Origin of the sequence: uncultured Novosphingobium sp., assembly GCF_964277725.1 — a bacterium.
GTDB classification, from domain to species: domain Bacteria; phylum Pseudomonadota; class Alphaproteobacteria; order Sphingomonadales; family Sphingomonadaceae; genus Novosphingobium; species Novosphingobium fluoreni.
This window is the reverse complement of record NZ_CAXYKL010000128.1, coordinates 1-15,809: the sequence shown is the minus strand read 5'-3', so window position 1 is coordinate 15,809 and position 15,809 is coordinate 1. Positions and strand designations below refer to the sequence as shown.

General features: G+C 63.0%; 15 protein-coding genes and 1 tRNA gene. 13 read left to right on the top strand and 3 right to left on the bottom strand.

Going from position 1 to position 15,809, the window contains the following annotated elements; translation table 11 throughout:
* The first annotated feature begins 158 nt into the window (after nt 1–158).
* From ACHWRX_RS07615 to ACHWRX_RS07590, 6 genes are all read left to right on the top strand, one after another.
* A complete protein-coding gene (locus ACHWRX_RS07615; protein WP_288485101.1) occupies nt 159–779 on the top strand; it encodes a 50S ribosomal protein L25/general stress protein Ctc in 621 nt (206 codons plus the stop codon).
* A 172-nt stretch (nt 780–951) separates the two neighbouring features.
* On the top strand, nt 952–1,521 hold the full coding sequence (gene pth, locus ACHWRX_RS07610; RefSeq protein WP_394658733.1) for an aminoacyl-tRNA hydrolase: 570 nt from the start codon (nt 952–954) through the stop codon (nt 1,519–1,521).
* A gap of 153 nt (nt 1,522–1,674) precedes the next feature.
* A complete protein-coding gene (locus ACHWRX_RS07605) occupies nt 1,675–1,923 on the top strand; it encodes a PEP-CTERM sorting domain-containing protein (protein ID WP_394658732.1) in 249 nt (82 codons plus the stop codon).
* A gap of 136 nt (nt 1,924–2,059) precedes the next feature.
* Nucleotides 2,060–3,160: a redox-regulated ATPase YchF gene (gene ychF, locus ACHWRX_RS07600; RefSeq protein ID WP_394658731.1), complete on the top strand. Its 1,101-nt coding sequence runs from the start codon at nt 2,060–2,062 to the stop codon at nt 3,158–3,160.
* An 88-nt stretch (nt 3,161–3,248) separates the two neighbouring features.
* Nucleotides 3,249–4,058 (top strand): DUF1206 domain-containing protein, encoded by an 810-nt coding sequence (locus ACHWRX_RS07595; RefSeq protein WP_394658730.1) that lies wholly within the window; start codon nt 3,249–3,251, stop codon nt 4,056–4,058.
* A gap of 603 nt (nt 4,059–4,661) precedes the next feature.
* The gene (locus tag ACHWRX_RS07590; protein WP_394658729.1) at nt 4,662–5,849 is read left to right on the top strand and encodes a hypothetical protein; all 1,188 of its coding nucleotides are present in this window, start codon (nt 4,662–4,664) and stop codon (nt 5,847–5,849) included.
* Here the strand turns inward: ACHWRX_RS07590 and ACHWRX_RS07585 are convergent.
* Nucleotides 5,832–6,368, bottom strand: a complete 537-nt coding sequence (locus ACHWRX_RS07585) for a hypothetical protein (protein ID WP_193753325.1) — start codon at nt 6,366–6,368, stop codon at nt 5,832–5,834. The two genes, ACHWRX_RS07590 and ACHWRX_RS07585, sit on opposite strands and share 18 nt — an antisense overlap.
* Nucleotides 6,368–8,173, bottom strand: a complete 1,806-nt coding sequence (gene mutL, locus ACHWRX_RS07580) for a DNA mismatch repair endonuclease MutL (protein ID WP_394658728.1) — start codon at nt 8,171–8,173, stop codon at nt 6,368–6,370. The genes ACHWRX_RS07585 and mutL overlap by 1 nt, the downstream gene beginning before the upstream one ends.
* A gap of 185 nt (nt 8,174–8,358) precedes the next feature.
* On the opposite strand from mutL, the gene ACHWRX_RS07575 reads away from it, so the two are divergent.
* The 7 genes from ACHWRX_RS07575 (at nt 8,359) to ACHWRX_RS07545 (ending at nt 15,076) form a co-directional block, all read left to right on the top strand.
* Nucleotides 8,359–9,405, top strand: coding sequence for a rod shape-determining protein (locus ACHWRX_RS07575; RefSeq protein ID WP_058737723.1), 1,047 nt, complete (start codon nt 8,359–8,361; stop codon nt 9,403–9,405).
* A 62-nt stretch (nt 9,406–9,467) separates the two neighbouring features.
* Nucleotides 9,468–10,349: a rod shape-determining protein MreC gene (gene mreC, locus ACHWRX_RS07570; protein WP_058737724.1), complete on the top strand. Its 882-nt coding sequence runs from the start codon at nt 9,468–9,470 to the stop codon at nt 10,347–10,349.
* On the top strand, nt 10,346–10,891 hold the full coding sequence (gene mreD, locus ACHWRX_RS07565) for a rod shape-determining protein MreD (protein WP_058737725.1): 546 nt from the start codon (nt 10,346–10,348) through the stop codon (nt 10,889–10,891). Before mreC ends, mreD begins: the two co-directional genes overlap by 4 nt.
* Nucleotides 10,888–12,966, top strand: coding sequence for a penicillin-binding protein 2 (mrdA, locus tag ACHWRX_RS07560; protein ID WP_394658727.1), 2,079 nt, complete (start codon nt 10,888–10,890; stop codon nt 12,964–12,966). The genes mreD and mrdA overlap by 4 nt, the downstream gene beginning before the upstream one ends.
* Nucleotides 12,963–14,075, top strand: a complete 1,113-nt coding sequence (rodA, locus tag ACHWRX_RS07555; RefSeq protein ID WP_058737727.1) for a rod shape-determining protein RodA — start codon at nt 12,963–12,965, stop codon at nt 14,073–14,075. The genes mrdA and rodA overlap by 4 nt, the downstream gene beginning before the upstream one ends.
* A gap of 111 nt (nt 14,076–14,186) precedes the next feature.
* Nucleotides 14,187–14,262 (top strand) — tRNA-Lys (locus ACHWRX_RS07550).
* 109 nt (nt 14,263–14,371) lie between these two features.
* Nucleotides 14,372–15,076: a hypothetical protein gene (locus ACHWRX_RS07545; protein WP_394658726.1), complete on the top strand. Its 705-nt coding sequence runs from the start codon at nt 14,372–14,374 to the stop codon at nt 15,074–15,076.
* Nucleotides 15,077–15,162: 86 nt separating this feature from the next.
* Here the strand turns inward: ACHWRX_RS07545 and ACHWRX_RS07540 are convergent, their stop codons facing one another.
* Nucleotides 15,163–15,672 (bottom strand): hypothetical protein, encoded by a 510-nt coding sequence (locus ACHWRX_RS07540; RefSeq protein WP_394658725.1) that lies wholly within the window; start codon nt 15,670–15,672, stop codon nt 15,163–15,165.
* Nucleotides 15,673–15,809 lie beyond the last annotated feature (137 nt).

Below are 15,809 nucleotides of genomic sequence, written 5' to 3'. Positions count from 1 at the left end.
ACCGTCCGCCGCATACAGTGATCCTTGCTTTCGCGCGCTTCTACCGCTAAGGGCGCGCGCTTCCCGGCCATGGTCATCCCTGGAGGCGTGGCGGGAGAGGATGCGCCGATACCCGGCGCTATCCTTCACTTCAAAATGTTTTCGAAAGGCACGTTATCATGAGCGATACGCTGAACCTGCCGGCCGAGACGCGCGAAGGGGTTGGCAAGGGAGCCTCCCGTGTGCTGCGTCGTGAAGGCCGCGTTCCCGCCGTAATTTACGGCAACAAGGAAGAACCGCTGTCGATCCACGTCGAGGCGAAGGAGCTGGTCCGCCTGCTGGGCACCGGCCACTTCATGAACTCGATCGTAGAGATCGAAGTTGGCGGCAAGAAGCTGCGTACGCTCCCCAAGGACGTTGCCTTCCACCCGGTCAACGACCGTCCGCTCCACGTCGATTTCCTGCGCCTCGCCCGCAACGCGACCGTGCACGTCAACGTGCCGGTGGTGTTCGCCAACGAGGAAGCCTCGCCCGGCCTCAAGAAGGGCGGCGTGCTGAACGTGGTCCGTCACGACCTGGAACTGGTTTGCGATGCCAACAGCATCCCCGATCAGATCGAAGTCGACGTGACCGGCACCGAAGTGGGTGATTCGATCCACATCAGCGCGGTGAAGCTGCCCAAGGGCGTGGAAAGCGCGATCAGCGATCGTGACTTCACCATCGCCACCATCGTCGCGCCGTCAGCTTTGCTGAGCGCTGAGGGTGAAGAAGAGGGCACCGGGGAAGCCACCGCAGAGTAATCTGCACGAGTTTCTCTCAAGTCCAAGAAACATAACCTCGTCGTTCCCGTGGAAGCGGAAATCCATCTTTGGCCATGACCATGGTATCAGGCCCCGAGATGGATCCCCGCCTTCGTGGGGATGACGAGGTTTTGTATTGCGCGGCGCGCGCCTGAGTTCGGAAAGGTATCACATGCAGCTCTGGGTCGGCCTCGGCAATCCGGGCGCGCAGTATGCGATGAACCGGCACAACGTTGGTTTCATGGTGCTGGATACCGTCGCGGATATGCATGGGTTCGGCCCTGTGCAGAAAAAATTCCAGGGCTGGCTGCAGGAAGGCCGCATCGGCACGCAGAAGGTCCTGCTGCTCAAGCCCGCCACTTTTATGAATGAGAGCGGCCGCGCCGTGGGTGAGGCTATGCGCTTCTACAAGCTGGGCCTGGACGCCCTTACCGTCTTCCATGACGAACTCGATCTCGCCCCCTTCAAGGTCAAGGTGAAGCAAGGCGGCGGCACCGCCGGGCACAACGGCTTGCGCTCGATCGACCAGCACCTTGGCGCAGACTTTCGCCGCGTCAGGCTGGGCATCGGCCATCCCGGACACAAGGACCGCGTGACCGGCTACGTTCTGGGCAACTACGCCAAGGCGGAAATCGATGACCTGTCAGGCATGCTGGGTGCGATCTCGGCAGAGGCGGAATGGTTGGCGAACGAGGACGGCACCCGCTTCATAAACAGTGTGGCAATGCGCCAGCAAATCTAAGTTACAGTAAATCGTCGACTGACTTGACACGATTTGGGCGACGCTCGCGGCGTTAACCATCGAACCCTTTTCAGATACTGGTTTGGCACGTCTGTTGCCTAATCGAAATCGCATGAGCGTTAACCTGATGCTCTTCGTGAGGGGTACTGTTTTATGATCCGCAAGACATTTTTGACTGCCGCTTTTTCCTTGGGCGTCGCACTGTCTATCACGGCGCCTGCACATGCCTCATGGTGGGGCGGCGGCTGCAAGTTCAAGTGCGGCGGCAGCAGCACGAGCGGCGGCACGACCACTGGCGGCACCAGCGGCGGCACCAAGGTTCCCGAACCCGGCATGCTGGGCCTGATGGGCGCTGGACTCGTCGGCCTCGCCATCGTTCGAAAAAAGGCTCGCAAGGGTTGATGATAGGGCGGCGTCGCGGCGCTGCTTTTTTTCAGAGGCGCTCAATCCGATCGATTGAGCGCTGGCGGCAGGCGAAACTGGCCAAGCGCCTCGCCTGCCGCTATGGGCCCGCGATTGTATTAGCGCGGAGCATATCATGGGTTTTCGGTGCGGGATTGTCGGCCTGCCAAACGTCGGCAAGTCGACCCTGTTCAATGCGCTGACGGAGACGCAGGCGGCGCAGGCGGCGAATTATCCGTTCTGCACGATCGAGCCGAATGTCGGCCAGGTCGGCGTGCCCGACCCGCGCCTGGACAAGCTGGCTCAGATCGCCAGTTCCGCCAAGGTCGTGCCGACGCAGTTGTCGTGCGTCGACATCGCCGGGCTGGTACGTGGCGCTTCGAAGGGTGAAGGCCTGGGCAACCAGTTCCTAGGCAACATCCGCGAAGTGGACGCGGTCGTCCACGTGCTGCGGTGCTTCGAGAACGACGACATCCAGCACGTCGAGAACAAGGTCGATCCGATCGCCGATGCCGAGACGGTCGAGACCGAGCTGCTGCTGTCCGATCTCGAAAGCTTGGAGAAGCGCGTTCCCGCCGCCCAGAAGAAAGCGGCGCAGGGCGACAAGGAAAGCAAGCTGATCGCCACCGTGCTGGGCCAGACGCTGGAGCTGCTGCGTGAAGGCAAGCCCGCTCGCCTGACCCAGACCGCCGACGAGGAAGAGGCGCGCGTCTTCCGCCAGGCGCAGCTGCTTACCGCCAAGCCCGTGCTCTACGTGTGCAACGTCGAGGAAGAAGCGGCGGCCGAAGGCAATGCGTTCTCCGCTCGCGTGTTCGAGAAGGCAAAGGCCGAGGGTGCCAGCGCCGTCATCGTTTCCGCCGCGATCGAGGCGGAGCTGACTGGCATGGACATCGATGAGCGCATGGCGTTCCTGGAGGAAATGGGCCTACATGAAACCGGCCTGGCGCGTATCATCCGTGCCGGGTACGATCTTCTCGACCTGCTAACCTTCTTCACGGTCGGCCCCAAGGAAGCTCGGGCGTGGACCGTGCACAAGGGCGCAAAGGCTCCCGAAGCGGCCGGAGAAATCCATTCCGACATGCAGCGTGGCTTCATCCGCGCCGAAACCATCGCCTACGACGATTTCGTTACGCTGGGCGGTGAAGCACCGGCTCGCGAAGCAGGCAAGTTGCGGCAGGAAGGCAAGGAATACGTCGTTCACGATGGCGACGTGATGCACTTCAAGTTCAACGTCTGATCCGGCCCCGTCCCGGACTTGTTCCGGGACGGTCCGCGGCACGAACCGCCTCCTCACGCATTGTGCGTTCTCTAAGGGAGCGGAAGAGATGGTCGACAAGTCGGAGAAGGTGGTTTGGCTGGCTCGTCTTGGCTACGCCACCCGCGGTGTCGTCTATGTCCTGCTCGGCTGCCTGGCGCTGTCCGCCAGCGGGCGTGACGAGGCGCAGGACGGTGTCACCGGCTCGCTCGAATATCTCGGCTCGATACCCGGTGGTACCGCTATCCTCTATGTTTCCGCGTTGGGATTGCTGGGCTATGCGCTCTACAAGTTCATCGCCGCAACCTACGACCTCGAAAGCCTGGGCAACGATATCAAAGGCATCGGCCAGCGCGTGGGCTACCTCGCAAGTGGGCTGATCCATGCTGGCCTATCCTGGACTGCGCTTCAGCTGGCTTATGGAGCCAAGAGTGAGGCGGAGGATCGCACACATGATCTGGCGACTTCGGCGCTCACCTATGACTTGGGCCCGGTGGCGATCGGCGTGGTGGGCGCGGCGCTGATCGTGGGTGCTGCCTTCCAGGCGAAGCAGGCGTTCGACGCCAGCTTCATGAAGCATATTTCCTCTCGCGCGCCGGATGCCACCTGTTGGATCGGTCGCATCGGCCATGCGACGCGCGGCGTCGTGTTTCTGCTGATGGGCTGGTCGCTACTGCGGTCTGCATGGTTTGCCAGCAGCGAGGAGGCCCGGTCGCTCGGCCAGGTTCTGCTGGACTTACGTGACAATCGGCCCGCATTCACGATCGCCGCCGCGGGCATCGTAATGTTCGGCCTCTTCAGCCTGATCACCGCACGCTATCGTATCATTCCGGACCCGGAAGCGAAGCTGCGTGCGGGGCCGAGCCTGGGGAAGAAGTGACCAGAAACTGACACCGGACGGGGCAAGCGCAAAAATGCGATCACGGGCATGGCGCTTGCGGCCTCGCCGGGTCTATAAGCGGCGCCTGATGCTGCGCCGCCTCCTTGCCCTCTTTCTGCTGTTCGCGCTTTCCGCGCCGGCCCTGGCGATGAGCGGCCATTGCGCGCCGCCGCCGACGCATCACATCGTTCATGCGCCCGCCCACGAAAAGGGACATCACTCTGATTCCGGGCAACCGGAACGACGAGACTGCATCGGCTGCGTACTACCCGATTTCGGCATGGTAGCAGCGCCAAAGGCTCAGCCTCTTGCGGCCCTGATCGGCTTGCCGGCCATCCATCGCGTATTGCTGCCGCCCCGCGCGCGCCCCGAAGTGCCCCCTCCCCGGTCCTGAAAAGTCCGCGATAGCCCTTCACCGGCTCGACCTATTTTCAGGAATTCACGATGTTGAGAACGACCCTTCTGGTCGCGCTGTCTGGCGCGGCCCTCATTCCATTGCCGGCGTCTGCACAGATGCACGATCACGCGGGGATGAACCATGATATGGCTCCCCCCGCACCCGCTCCCACAGCAGCCCCACCCATCCCGGCGCACTCGGATCATATGTCCACCGCCGAACACGCCGCGATGGGCCACGGCGGTGCGATGAGCGATCAGCCCGCTGCTTTCGAGACCGGTTCGGGCACGTCACGACTGCCTGGCGCGGTGCCGTCCATGCCGGGAATTCACGTCATGGCGGGTGATTGGATGGTGATGGCCCACGGCTTTGTCACCACGCAATATACCGACCATTCCGGGCCGCGCGGAAGTGACAAGGTCTACTCAACCTCCATGGCGATGCTGATGGCAGGGCGGGATACCGGGTTCGGCCATCTTCAGTTGCGCTCGATGATGAGCCTGGAACCGGCGATGAGCGCACGCGGCTATCCCAATTTGTTCGCGACGGGCGAGACGGCCAACGGTGAGCCGCTGGTCGATCGGCAGCATCCGCACGACCTATTCATGGAACTGGCGGCGCGGATCGACTTCAACTTGGGCAGCGATACCACCGCGTACCTCTACGGCGGACCGGTGGGTGAGCCCTCGCTCGGGCCCAGCGCCTTCATGATGCGGCGATCCTCCAGGCTGAACCCGGAGCCGCCGATCACGCACCATTGGTTCGATTCCACTCACATCACCTATGGCGTCGTCACCGCCGGGCTCTCTTCCGGCAAGTGGCAGCTGGAAGGGTCCGCGTTCCGAGGCGCCGAGCCTGATGAGCGGCGTTGGAACATCGAAACGCCGAAGCTTGATTCGTGGTCGGTCCGGGCAAGTTGGACGCCTTCGCCGCGTTGGGCGGTCCAGGCGAGCTATGGCAAATTGGAGCAGCCCGAGGCCTTGCATCCCGGTGAAGATGAAAAGCGGCTGACCGCCTCCGCGCACTATGACAACGGCGAAGGCCTATCGGCGATGGCAGCTTTCAGTTCGAAAAACCGCGTTCCCGGTGCCACGCTGACGGCCTGGCTGGCGGAGGCGAACTGGGACCTTGATCAGCATAACACTCTGTTCGGCCGGCTCGAGAATGTCGCCAACGACGAGCTATTCCCGGATCACGACGATCCGCTGCACGATCAGACCTTCCGGGTCAGCAAGGTGCAAGCCGGATATGCGCGCAGGTTCCGGCTCGATCCGTTCGAGCTGGCACTGGGTGGTTCGCTTTCGGGCTACCTGAAGCCTGACGCTCTGGACGCTGCTTATGGCAACAATCCGTGGGGCTACACGCTGTTCGCTCGGTTAACCCTGGGCCGTTGACCCCTCGGGCGTTGACGGCGCGCAGCTTACCTGGCCGAGCGAATCGAAAGCCACGCGCTCGTTGGAGTCGTGGATGACGAGACGGCTCGGCCAGGACTTGGCCCCACCCGGTCCCGCGCCGTCTTCTCCAGCCTGCGCCACGAGTTCGACCCAGTTCTGCGTACCGATATAAGTGCTGTGCGCGCCAGATGGCAGCTCCGCACTGCCGCTCTTCACCGCCAGCGGGTAAAGCTTGCCCTCTATCTTGAGGTAGCCCCGATCCTGCTGGGCCACGAACAACGGCTGTTCATCCGCTTGCTTGCCCGGCCGGAACATGCACCCGGCGCGGGCCAGATCATACCGGGCGATGTCTTCTGTCGTGAAAGGTTGGGGCAGCACGGGCTTGAACGGAGGCTGATTGAGCTTTTCCACCAGCGCGACATCCTGCGCGTCATCGACCGCTTTCGCCTGTGGCGCGTCCTTGTCTCCGCATCCGCTCAACGCCGACACCGTCAAGACTGCCAGCCAAATCTTCCGCATCATTTCCGCCCGAACAGCTTCTCGATATCGCTATGGGCAAGTTTAACCCATGTGGGGCGGCCATGGTTGCACTGGCCAGAGCGGGGCGTTTGCTCCATTTCGCGCAGCAATGCGTTCATCTCCGCCACGGACAGGGCCCGCCCGGCGCGCACCGAACCGTGGCAAGCCATGGTCGCCAAAACGAGGTCCAGCTTCTCCCCCAACAGCAGGGCATCGCCATGACGGGCAAGATCGTCGGCGATATCGCGCACCAGGGCCTGAGCGTCGGCCTTGCCCAAGACCGAAGGCACGGCGCGCACCAGCAAGGCACCGGGCCCGAACCGTTCGAGGACGAGGCCGAAGCGTGCCAGTTCCGTCGCCTTTTCCTCCAGGCGATCACAGTCCGGTTCTTCCATTTCGACCACTTCGGGCAGCAACAAGGCTTGGCTGCGGATCATCGCCTCCTGCGCGCCGGCGGCTTTCAGTCGCTCCAGCACAAGCCTCTCGTGCGCGGCATGCTGATCGACGATGACGAGGCCGTCTTCCGCTTCGGCGACGATATAGGTCCCAGCCACTTGCCCGCGCGCCACGCCCAGCGGATGTTCGGCCACCGGCGCGTCTTCGCTGGCTTCCTCGGCTCGCGCCGCTGGGGGAGCGAGCGGCTGATGGCCCCGCCCGGCCCAGCCATTCCCCATCTCACGCACGGAGTTGGCCGCCGGAGCGTATTGGCGCGCGAACAGCGATTGCAGGGAGGGCGCAGGCGCCAGGGATGAAGGCGCAGGGGGCTCCACCTGCCACGCTCCCATCGCGCCCGCCGCTGGGGCCTGCGCGCTGCGCTGGCCTTGCGCCTCAAGTGCATGACGCAGCGCCCCCACCAGAAACCCGCGCACGAAGGCAGGGTCGCGAAATCGTACCTCGGTCTTCGCCGGATGGACATTCACGTCCACATCCTCGGGCGGTATTTCGAGGAACAGCGCGAGGACGGCATGGCGATCGCGCGCCAGCATATCGGCATAAGCCCCGCGCACCGCGCCGATCAGCAGCCGGTCCTTCACCGGGCGACCGTTGACGAATAGATATTGGTGATCGGCCACGCCGCGATTGAAGGTGGGCAAGCCAGCCACGCCCGTCAGCCGCGCGGCCCCACGCTCGGCCTCGATCACCACGCCGTCATCCGCCAGTTCGCGCGCGACCAGACGCGCGACCCGCGCCGCCAGAGCCTCTTCCGGCTGGGTCGCCAGAGTGCGCCGACCGTCATGTTCCAGCGTGAAGCCGATTTCGGGCCGCGCCATCGCCAGGCGACGGACCACATCCAGGCAGGCGACATATTCGGCACGCGGTGAGCGCAGGAATTTGCGACGTGCGGGCACGCGGCCGAACAAATCCTCAACACGAATACGCGTTCCGCACGGCAGCGCAGCGGGGGTGTCGGCAGCGATCGCGCCATGGTCCATCGTGCGGCGCCAGCCCTCCTCGCTCCCCTGCGCACGGCTTTCGATGGTGAGCCGCGCGACGCTGGCGATCGAGGGCAAGGCTTCCCCGCGAAAACCCAGGCTGGCGACCATCTCGATCCGCTCGTCCGGCAGCTTGGACGTGGCGTGGCGTTCCAGCGCGAGGGCGATCTCAGCCGAGACCATGCCGCAGCCATCATCCGTCACTTCGATCAGGTCCAACCCGCCGGAGGCAAGGCGCACCGCGATCGTGCGTGACCCTGCATCGATGGCGTTTTCCACCAATTCTTTCAGCGCCGACGCCGGCCGTTCGACCACCTCACCCGCCGCGATGCGATTCACAAGGTGGTCAGGCAGTCTGCGGATAAGCGGCATCGTTCCACTGGTAGCGACGAACCGCCGCGATTTCGAGACGGAGGCGACGAAACCCCCAGTGCTGTCGACACAAAATTTTGGCCTTTACGGATTTCTGGGCTAAGGGACGCGCGTTCCTCGCCACCCACCTGATCGCTTTCCCGCCATGCGCGGGCGGGCCTTCCGGTTACCTAACGGATTTCCTGATGGCCTCGATGATGTCGCGATTCTTCAAATTCGGTTCGCAGAACATGGCCATCGATCTCGGCACCGCCAACACCCTCGTCTACGTACAGGATCGCGGCATCGTGCTGAACGAGCCGTCGGTCGTCGCGATCGAGACGCTGCATGGCGTGAAGAAGGTCAAGGCCGTGGGTGACGATGCCAAGATGATGATGGGCAAGACGCCTGATAACATCGAAGCGATCCGCCCCCTGCGTGACGGCGTGATCGCGGATATCGAAATTGCGGAAGAGATGATCAAGCATTTCATCCGCAAGGTGCACGGCAAGAAAAGCTTATTTCGCTACCCGGAGATCGTGATCTGCGTACCATCTGGCTCCACCTCGGTTGAGCGTCGCGCCATCCGCGATGCGGCCAGCAACGCCGGTGCCAGCCAGGTCTATCTGATCCTCGAGCCGATGGCCGCTGCGATCGGTGCCGACATGCCCGTCACCGAGCCGGTCGGCTCGATGGTGGTCGATATCGGCGGCGGCACCACCGAGGTCGCGGTGCTTTCGCTGCGTGGCCTTGCCTACACGACGTCCGTGCGTGTCGGCGGCGACAAGATGGACGAGGCGATCGTCTCCTACGTACGTCGCCATCACAATCTCCTGATCGGCGAATCGACGGCGGAGCGGATCAAGAAGGATTACGGCATCGCCGTCATGCCGGCCGATGGCGTGGGAGAGACGATCCATATCAAGGGCCGCGACCTGGTGAATGGCGTGCCCAAGGAAATCACGATCAGCCAGGCCAACGTCGCCGAGGCGCTGTCCGAACCGATCGGCGCGATCATCGAAGGCGTGCGCATCGCGCTGGAGAACACCGCGCCCGAGCTGGCCGCCGATATCGTTGACCAGGGTATCGTGCTGACCGGCGGCGGCGCCCTGATCCAGGGTCTGGATGACTATCTGCGCGAAGAGACGGGTCTGCCCGTCAGCGTGGCGGAAGATCCGTTGTCTTGCGTGGCACTGGGTACCGGGCGCGCGATGGAAGATCCGATCTACCGCGGCGTGTTGATGACCGCCTGAGCCGTTTTCGAAAGGCGGCGCGTCTTCGCTGAGCGGACGCGCCGGAAAAGGAGAAACGGCTGATGGCGCCGCCCGCGAACCGGCGCTCTGGCTATTCCCGCAGGGCGCAGTACACGATCTTCATCAGCTACTTCGCCGGTGTGGCCGGAGTTCTGCTGGGTGTCGTGCTGCTGGTAGTGTCCTTCGTCCAGCCGAGCGCCTTTACCGGATTGCGGGTTTTGGCCGCCGATCTGACCGAGCCTGCCGGCCATGTCACCGCGACGGGGCGGATGGCGAGCAAGGACTTCTTCGCCACCGTCAGCGGCTATTTCAAGGCGGGTAGCCAACATGCCCGGCTGGAACGCGAACTGGCGATCGCCAAGATCAGGCTGGTCGAAGCGCGCGCTACCGCGGTGGAGAATCGCCGTCTCAAGGGCCTGCTGGGCCTGGCGCAGCAGAGCCCGGCACCCGTGGTCGTCACGCGTTTGACAAGTTCCACTGCCGCCAGCACGCGGCGCTATGCCACGCTGGCAGCCGGGGCTGATCGCGGCGTGCAGAAGGGCATGCCGGTCCGCTCGGAGATGGGCCTGCTCGGCCGCGTTCTTGAAGTGGGGCAAGGCAGCGCCCGCGTGCTGCTGGTGACCGACTCCGAAAGCGTGGTGCCCGTGCGCCGCGCGAGCGATGGCGTACCGGCTTTCGCGCAAGGAACCGGCGACGGCACCTTGCGCATCCGCCTCATCAACTTGGGCCTCAACCCGCTGAAGAAGGGCGATGTCTTGGTGACGTCGGGCTCTGGCGGCCTTTACCGACCAGGCACGCCGATCGCCATCGTGGCCAACATCCTGCGCGATGGTGCCACCGCGCAAGTCATCGCCAATCCCTCCGACTCGGACTACGTGCTGGTCGATCGACCGTTCGCGCCGGTCCCGCCGCCAGCAATCACCCCTATTCCGGATAGCCAGTGAGGCTTTGGCCACAATTCGGCACGCGGCGGGCGCGGATCAATCGGACGCCCTCCAAGATTGTCGCGCGCGGCACGCCATGGGCCACCGTGATGCTGGCGTCGCTGCTGCCAGGCCTCGCCCTGATCGCCTCCGCGCCGGTGCTGCCGCCGTTCGGCTTTCTGGTTTTCATCTCGTGGCGGCAATTGCGCCCGGGCCTGCTGCCGATCTGGGCCGGATTGCCGCTCGGCATTTTCGATGACCTGTTTTCGGGCCAACCCTTCGGATCGGCCGTGCTGCTGTTTTCCGCAGCAGCGATCGCGCTCGACATGATCGAAGCGCGCCTGCCCTGGCGCAACTTCCTCACCGAATGGTTGGTGGCGATCGGCCTGATCATAGTTTATACCGCATTGGGACTGGCGCTGGCGAACCTGGACGGCGCAGCCACCCCCCTTCGTGTGACTTGGCCGCAGATCGTGATTTCCATCCTCGCCTATCCTCTCGTCGGCCGCTTCGTGGCGCTGGCCGATCGCTTCCGTTTGACGCCGTTCCTGGAAATTCGATGAGTCTCTTTCGTCCGCGCCATGTCAGCATGGCGACGCTGCGCAACAGCTTCGATCGGCGCAGCATGGTCATCGGCGGCGTGCAGGCCGGCATCGGCATCCTGCTGGCCAGCCGCCTCGGCTATCTTTCGATCGCCCAGAACGAGAAGTACAAGCTCGAATCGGAAAGCAACCGCGTCAACCTTTCGCTGATCCCCCCACGCCGGGGATGGATCCTTGATCGGCGCGGCTCTCCCCTCGCCTCGAACCGCGCCGACTTTCGCGTGGATGTCATCCCTGATCGCATGACGAATGAGGGGCAGACCATTGGCGAACTGGCCCGGCTGTTGCGAATGCAGCCGGTGGACGTGCAGGACCTGCGCGACAAGTTGGAGAAGTCGCACGGTTTCGCCCCGGTCGAGGTGATGTCGGGCCTGGATTGGGAGCGCTTTGCCGCCGTCAGCGTCCGCTTGCCCGACTTGCCGGGCGTGGTGACTCAGCGCGGCTTTTCGCGCTTCTATCCCACCGGTCCGAGCGTCGGCCACTTGGTCGGCTATGTTGGCGCAGCTTCGGCCGAAGAGTATGAAAAGGAACGCAATCCCCTGCTCGTCACGCCTGGCTACAAGGTCGGCAAGGACGGGCTGGAAAAAATCTTCGAGAAGGATCTGCGCGGTTACCCCGGTGCCCGGCGCGTGGAGGTTACGGCAGGCGGCCGTGTAGTGCGCGATCTGGAAACGCGGGAGGACATGCCCGGCAAGCCGATCAAGCTGACCATCGATGGTCCGCTGCAGGACTATGCCGCGCGGCGCATCGGCCTGGAATCGGGTGCTGTCGTGGCGATGGACTGCCATACCGGCGAAGTCTTGGCGATGGCATCGATGCCCAGCTACGACCCCAACAGCTTCTCGGACGGAATCGGCCGTATCGAGTGGAAAATGCTGGCGGACGACGATCACGTGCCTTTGCGCAACAAGGTGCTGCGCGGTCTTTATCCACCTGGCTCCACCGTGAAGCCGATGGTCGCCCTATCGTTCCTGGAAGCGGGCCTGCACCCGGAGGAAAGCGTGTTCTGCGGTGGCGGCCTGCGGGTCGGCAACCGGGTGTTCCACTGCTGGAACCGGCGCGGCCATGGCCAGGTCAACATGGCCAAGGGCATTTACCAGAGCTGCGATGTGTACTTCTACCACTTCGCCCAGCGCATCGGCATGGATCCGATCGCGGCGATGGCGCGCCGCCTGGGTCTTGGGCAGGAGTTCAAGCTGCCGGTCGTAGGCCAGTCCTACGGCACCGTGCCCGATCCGGCCTGGAAGAAGCGTAAGTACGGCAAGGACTGGGCGATCTATGACACCGTGAACGCCACGATCGGTCAGGGCTACTTTCTGGTGAACCCTCTACAGCAGGCCGTCATGGCATCGCGCCTGGCGTCCGGCCTCAACCTCGTGCCGAGCATGCTGTTCACGGACAAAGCCAAGCCTGCGCCCACTCTGGGCATTCCGCAGGAGCATCTGGATATCATTCACAAGGCCATGTCGGACGTGGTCAACGGGCCCGGCACCGCTCATCGCGCAGCGCTGCCGATGAAGGACATCCTGCTGGCGGGCAAAACCGGCACGGCGCAAGTCGTCGGGCTCAATGTCGGCAATGGCAAGGGGGGCCTATGGAAGCACCGTGACCATGGGCACTTCATCTGCTTCGCGCCTGCGGACAAGCCTCGCTATGCCGTGGCGGTCGTAGTCGAACACGGCGGCGGATCGGGCGCAGCCTATCCGATCGCGCGCGATGTGATGACTTACCTGTTCGATCCCAACAAGGCGGTCGAGGTGCTGCATGGCTATGAAAAGGGGTGGGGCGGCACCGCGCAGCAGCGGCTGGACGCCAAGTACCGCGCTTATTCACAAGCCTACGGAGGCGGTGCGCCCGCGCCACCTTCGGAGGAAAAGGTGGAAGCGGCCGATCAGCCGCCCGCCACCAACCAGCCGATCGTGAGCGGCCCGCAAACGCCGCCGCCCGAGCCGGTGGCGTTACCTTCGACGCCGGTGACCGCCGAGCCATCGGCCCCTGCAATCACCCTCTCGCCGCCGGGGGGCAACCCGCAGTGAACCGCTCCATCGTGCCCGAAACGATCGCCCGCCAGCCCTGGCATGTGCTGATCCCGCTGGCCGGTCTGGTCTCGTTGGGAGCAGCGGTGCTCTATTCGGCGGCGGGCGGAAGCCTTCAGCCTTATGCGCTCAGCCACGTCCTGCGTTTTTGCGTGTTCCTGGTCGCGGCTATAACTCTCAGCCGAATTCCGCGCGAATTCTTCCGCATAGCCGCCTACCCGGCATACGGCGCGATACTGGTGCTGTTGATCCTGGTAGAGCTGCTGGGCGCCGTCGGCGGCGGAAGCCAACGATGGCTGAACTTGGGTTTCATGACGCTGCAACCGTCAGAGCTGATGAAACCGGGCATCGTCCTGGCCCTCGCCCGCTTTTACGAAAGCCTGCCCGCCTCCATCACCGCCAGCTGGCGTGGACTGGTGCCTGCAGGACTACTGATCGCGATGCCTGCCTTCTTCGTGATGATCCAGCCGGATCTCGGCACGGCACTCGCGATCTGCTTCGGCGGGGGCATGACCATGTTTCTGGCGGGTTTGCCTCTCTGGTGGTTCCTGGGCGTTGCCGGGTCCCTGGCTGTAATCGCGCCTGTCGCCTTCTTCACCTTGCTTCATGACTATCAGCGCAATCGCGTCCTGGTGTTCATGGACCCGGAGAGTGACCCGCTTGGCACCGGTTACCACATCACCCAGTCCAAGATCGCGATCGGGTCCGGCGGCTTCTTCGGAAAAGGCTTCGGCAACGGCTCGCAAAGCCATCTGGACTACCTTCCGGAGTCTCACACCGACTTCGTCTTCGCCACGATGTCGGAAGAATGGGGCATGCTGGGCGGGCTGTTCGTGCTGCTGGTCTTTGCCATAATCCTGGGTTGGGGCCTGCGCGTGGCGCGCAACAGCACCGATCGATTCTCCAGCCTGCTGGCGGCCGGTATGGCGCTGACGATCTTCTTCTACGTGGCGATCAACCTCATGATGGTGATGGGCCTGGCGCCGGTCGTGGGCATTCCCCTTCCCTTCATGAGTCACGGCGGCTCATCGATGATGACGAACATGATCTGCCTGGGGACGATCATGGCCGTCAGCCGCTGGCAGCGCCGCCCAAGCGGCCTTGGCTGATACCATCTGCAAAAAAGTGCAAAAAAGGTCTTCCCATCCGGCGGAAAGTCGCTAGAGGGACCGCTCCGCCGCAACGGCAACGATCGAAAGATCGCTTCGCAACGGCAGTGTGGACGCATAGCTCAGTTGGTAGAGCAGCTGACTCTTAATCAGCGGGTCCTTGGTTCGAGCCCAAGTGCGTCCACCACTTTTTCCTTTCATTCTAGCGGCTTGTGTCACGACTTGTGGGTGTGGAATACACGCGGAATTTATGTATTCCAGATGTGTTCCGGCTGATCGTATGTGAATGAAGTCTCATGAAATCAATTCAGATTGATCCGCGCTGGCGTGTCCAGCTTGAAGGCGATGCGGACGACATCGCAGACTTAGAGCGCGCCCTAAATGGCAGTGCGGCCGACCCCGGCAGCTATGTCATCTATCATTGGGAAGATGTGCCTACGTTAACCACTATCGCATGGGATCATTTTTCCGAGCCGCAGCAGGCTGAAGCCGCTGCGCGAAGCGCTCTGAAACTTTTCGGAGGCTTGTTGAGCCTCTACAACCTTTGCGGGCCTATAAGCACGGGCACAGTGTATGAAGTTCTTGGTAACGGCCGCTTCCACATGACCCGCACTACTGAACTGACAATCAGGGTAAAGCCTCCAGAAGAAGATAGGATCGCCCCTGCTGCGTTTGCTAGAGTTATGTCTCTGGTGGATGACTCTAGTTGGTTAGCGTCAGCCTTGATTGAACTCAACGGAGATACTGATTGGTTCGATGTTTATCGGGCTATCGAAGCGATAGAAGCTCGTTTTAACCATTCCGAACAAAAGATGAAAAATTCTCCTCTTATTGATGGTCCAAGGCTTAAGCTTGTGAAGCAGACTGCAAATGCAGTTCGCCACTTGCCTAGTGAAAAGCACAGAGCCCCGGAGCCGCCGATACATATTCATACGGCTGTGCAAGATGTGAAGGCCGCGATCATCGCACTCATAAATTTCGAAATCAATCGTCAGTTGTAAACAGATCGAGCGCCTGCCGCATCCCGATATAGCTTTGGAACGGCACTAGCCGCTTTACCGCTTCGGCCTGACTGTCGGTGATCGCGTCACCGGTGGCCGCCCCGATCGGAGCGCCGGCCGCCTTCGACACGTCGGATATCAGGCCAGCGCTCGGGCCTAGCAGCTTGCCAACAGGATCGACGCCGATGCGGCGCACCCCCTTGGCCGCTCCGCGGCGCATCGGGGAAGGCCGCCATGAGCGGGTCTTTGATCGGGTTGAAGCTGGTCATCGTGTCGACCGTGGCGGCCGCCTCGATCGGCAGGGCGAAAAAGCCGGAGGCGTCCAGCGCCTCACCGAGCAGATAGCCGGGGTTTTCGGCCGCGGTCTTGAACCGCTCGTAGCGCTCGCCGCCGACCGCATAGGCGCGCAGCCATGCCGACAGGAGCCCGACCGAAGTCATGCCGACCATCATGCTCGTGAACTGCGCCCGGCCCTCCTGCATGCCGCGCAGGAGCACGCGCTGGTGGCTGGCGAGGTTGTAGGTCTTGAACTGGAGCAGCGCCTTGCCGAGCGGCGTATGAGCGAAGAGCGGCACGTCGCCGACGCTGCGCGTCACGACGATGCTATCTGGACTTGTAACGGTTTTGCGCCGGTCACCTGAGCGATTAGAGCTCGCAACAGGAGACCTACGAGATGATCAAGCACACAGAAGAGTTCAAGCAGGAGGCGGTGCGCATCGCGCTGACCAGCGGG

What these genes read in the sequence shown, in the direction of transcription:
- ACHWRX_RS07545 (WP_394658726.1), top strand. Translation starts at nt 14,372, where the DNA reads ATGAAATCAATTCAGATTGATCCGCGCTGGCGTGTCCAGCTTGAAGGC.
- pth (WP_394658733.1), top strand. Translation starts at nt 952, where the DNA reads ATGCAGCTCTGGGTCGGCCTCGGCAATCCGGGCGCGCAGTATGCGATG.
- ACHWRX_RS07595 (WP_394658730.1), top strand. Translation starts at nt 3,249, where the DNA reads ATGGTCGACAAGTCGGAGAAGGTGGTTTGGCTGGCTCGTCTTGGCTAC.
- mrdA (WP_394658727.1), top strand. Translation starts at nt 10,888, where the DNA reads ATGAGTCTCTTTCGTCCGCGCCATGTCAGCATGGCGACGCTGCGCAAC.
- ACHWRX_RS07575 (WP_058737723.1), top strand. Translation starts at nt 8,359, where the DNA reads ATGGCCTCGATGATGTCGCGATTCTTCAAATTCGGTTCGCAGAACATG.
- mreC (WP_058737724.1), top strand. Translation starts at nt 9,468, where the DNA reads ATGGCGCCGCCCGCGAACCGGCGCTCTGGCTATTCCCGCAGGGCGCAG.
- ACHWRX_RS07585 (WP_193753325.1), bottom strand. Translation starts at nt 6,368, where the DNA reads ATGCGGAAGATTTGGCTGGCAGTCTTGACGGTGTCGGCGTTGAGCGGA.
- ychF (WP_394658731.1), top strand. Translation starts at nt 2,060, where the DNA reads ATGGGTTTTCGGTGCGGGATTGTCGGCCTGCCAAACGTCGGCAAGTCG.
- ACHWRX_RS07615 (WP_288485101.1), top strand. Translation starts at nt 159, where the DNA reads ATGAGCGATACGCTGAACCTGCCGGCCGAGACGCGCGAAGGGGTTGGC.
- ACHWRX_RS07590 (WP_394658729.1), top strand. Translation starts at nt 4,662, where the DNA reads ATGTCCACCGCCGAACACGCCGCGATGGGCCACGGCGGTGCGATGAGC.
- mutL (WP_394658728.1), bottom strand. Translation starts at nt 8,173, where the DNA reads ATGCCGCTTATCCGCAGACTGCCTGACCACCTTGTGAATCGCATCGCG.
- ACHWRX_RS07605 (WP_394658732.1), top strand. Translation starts at nt 1,675, where the DNA reads ATGATCCGCAAGACATTTTTGACTGCCGCTTTTTCCTTGGGCGTCGCA.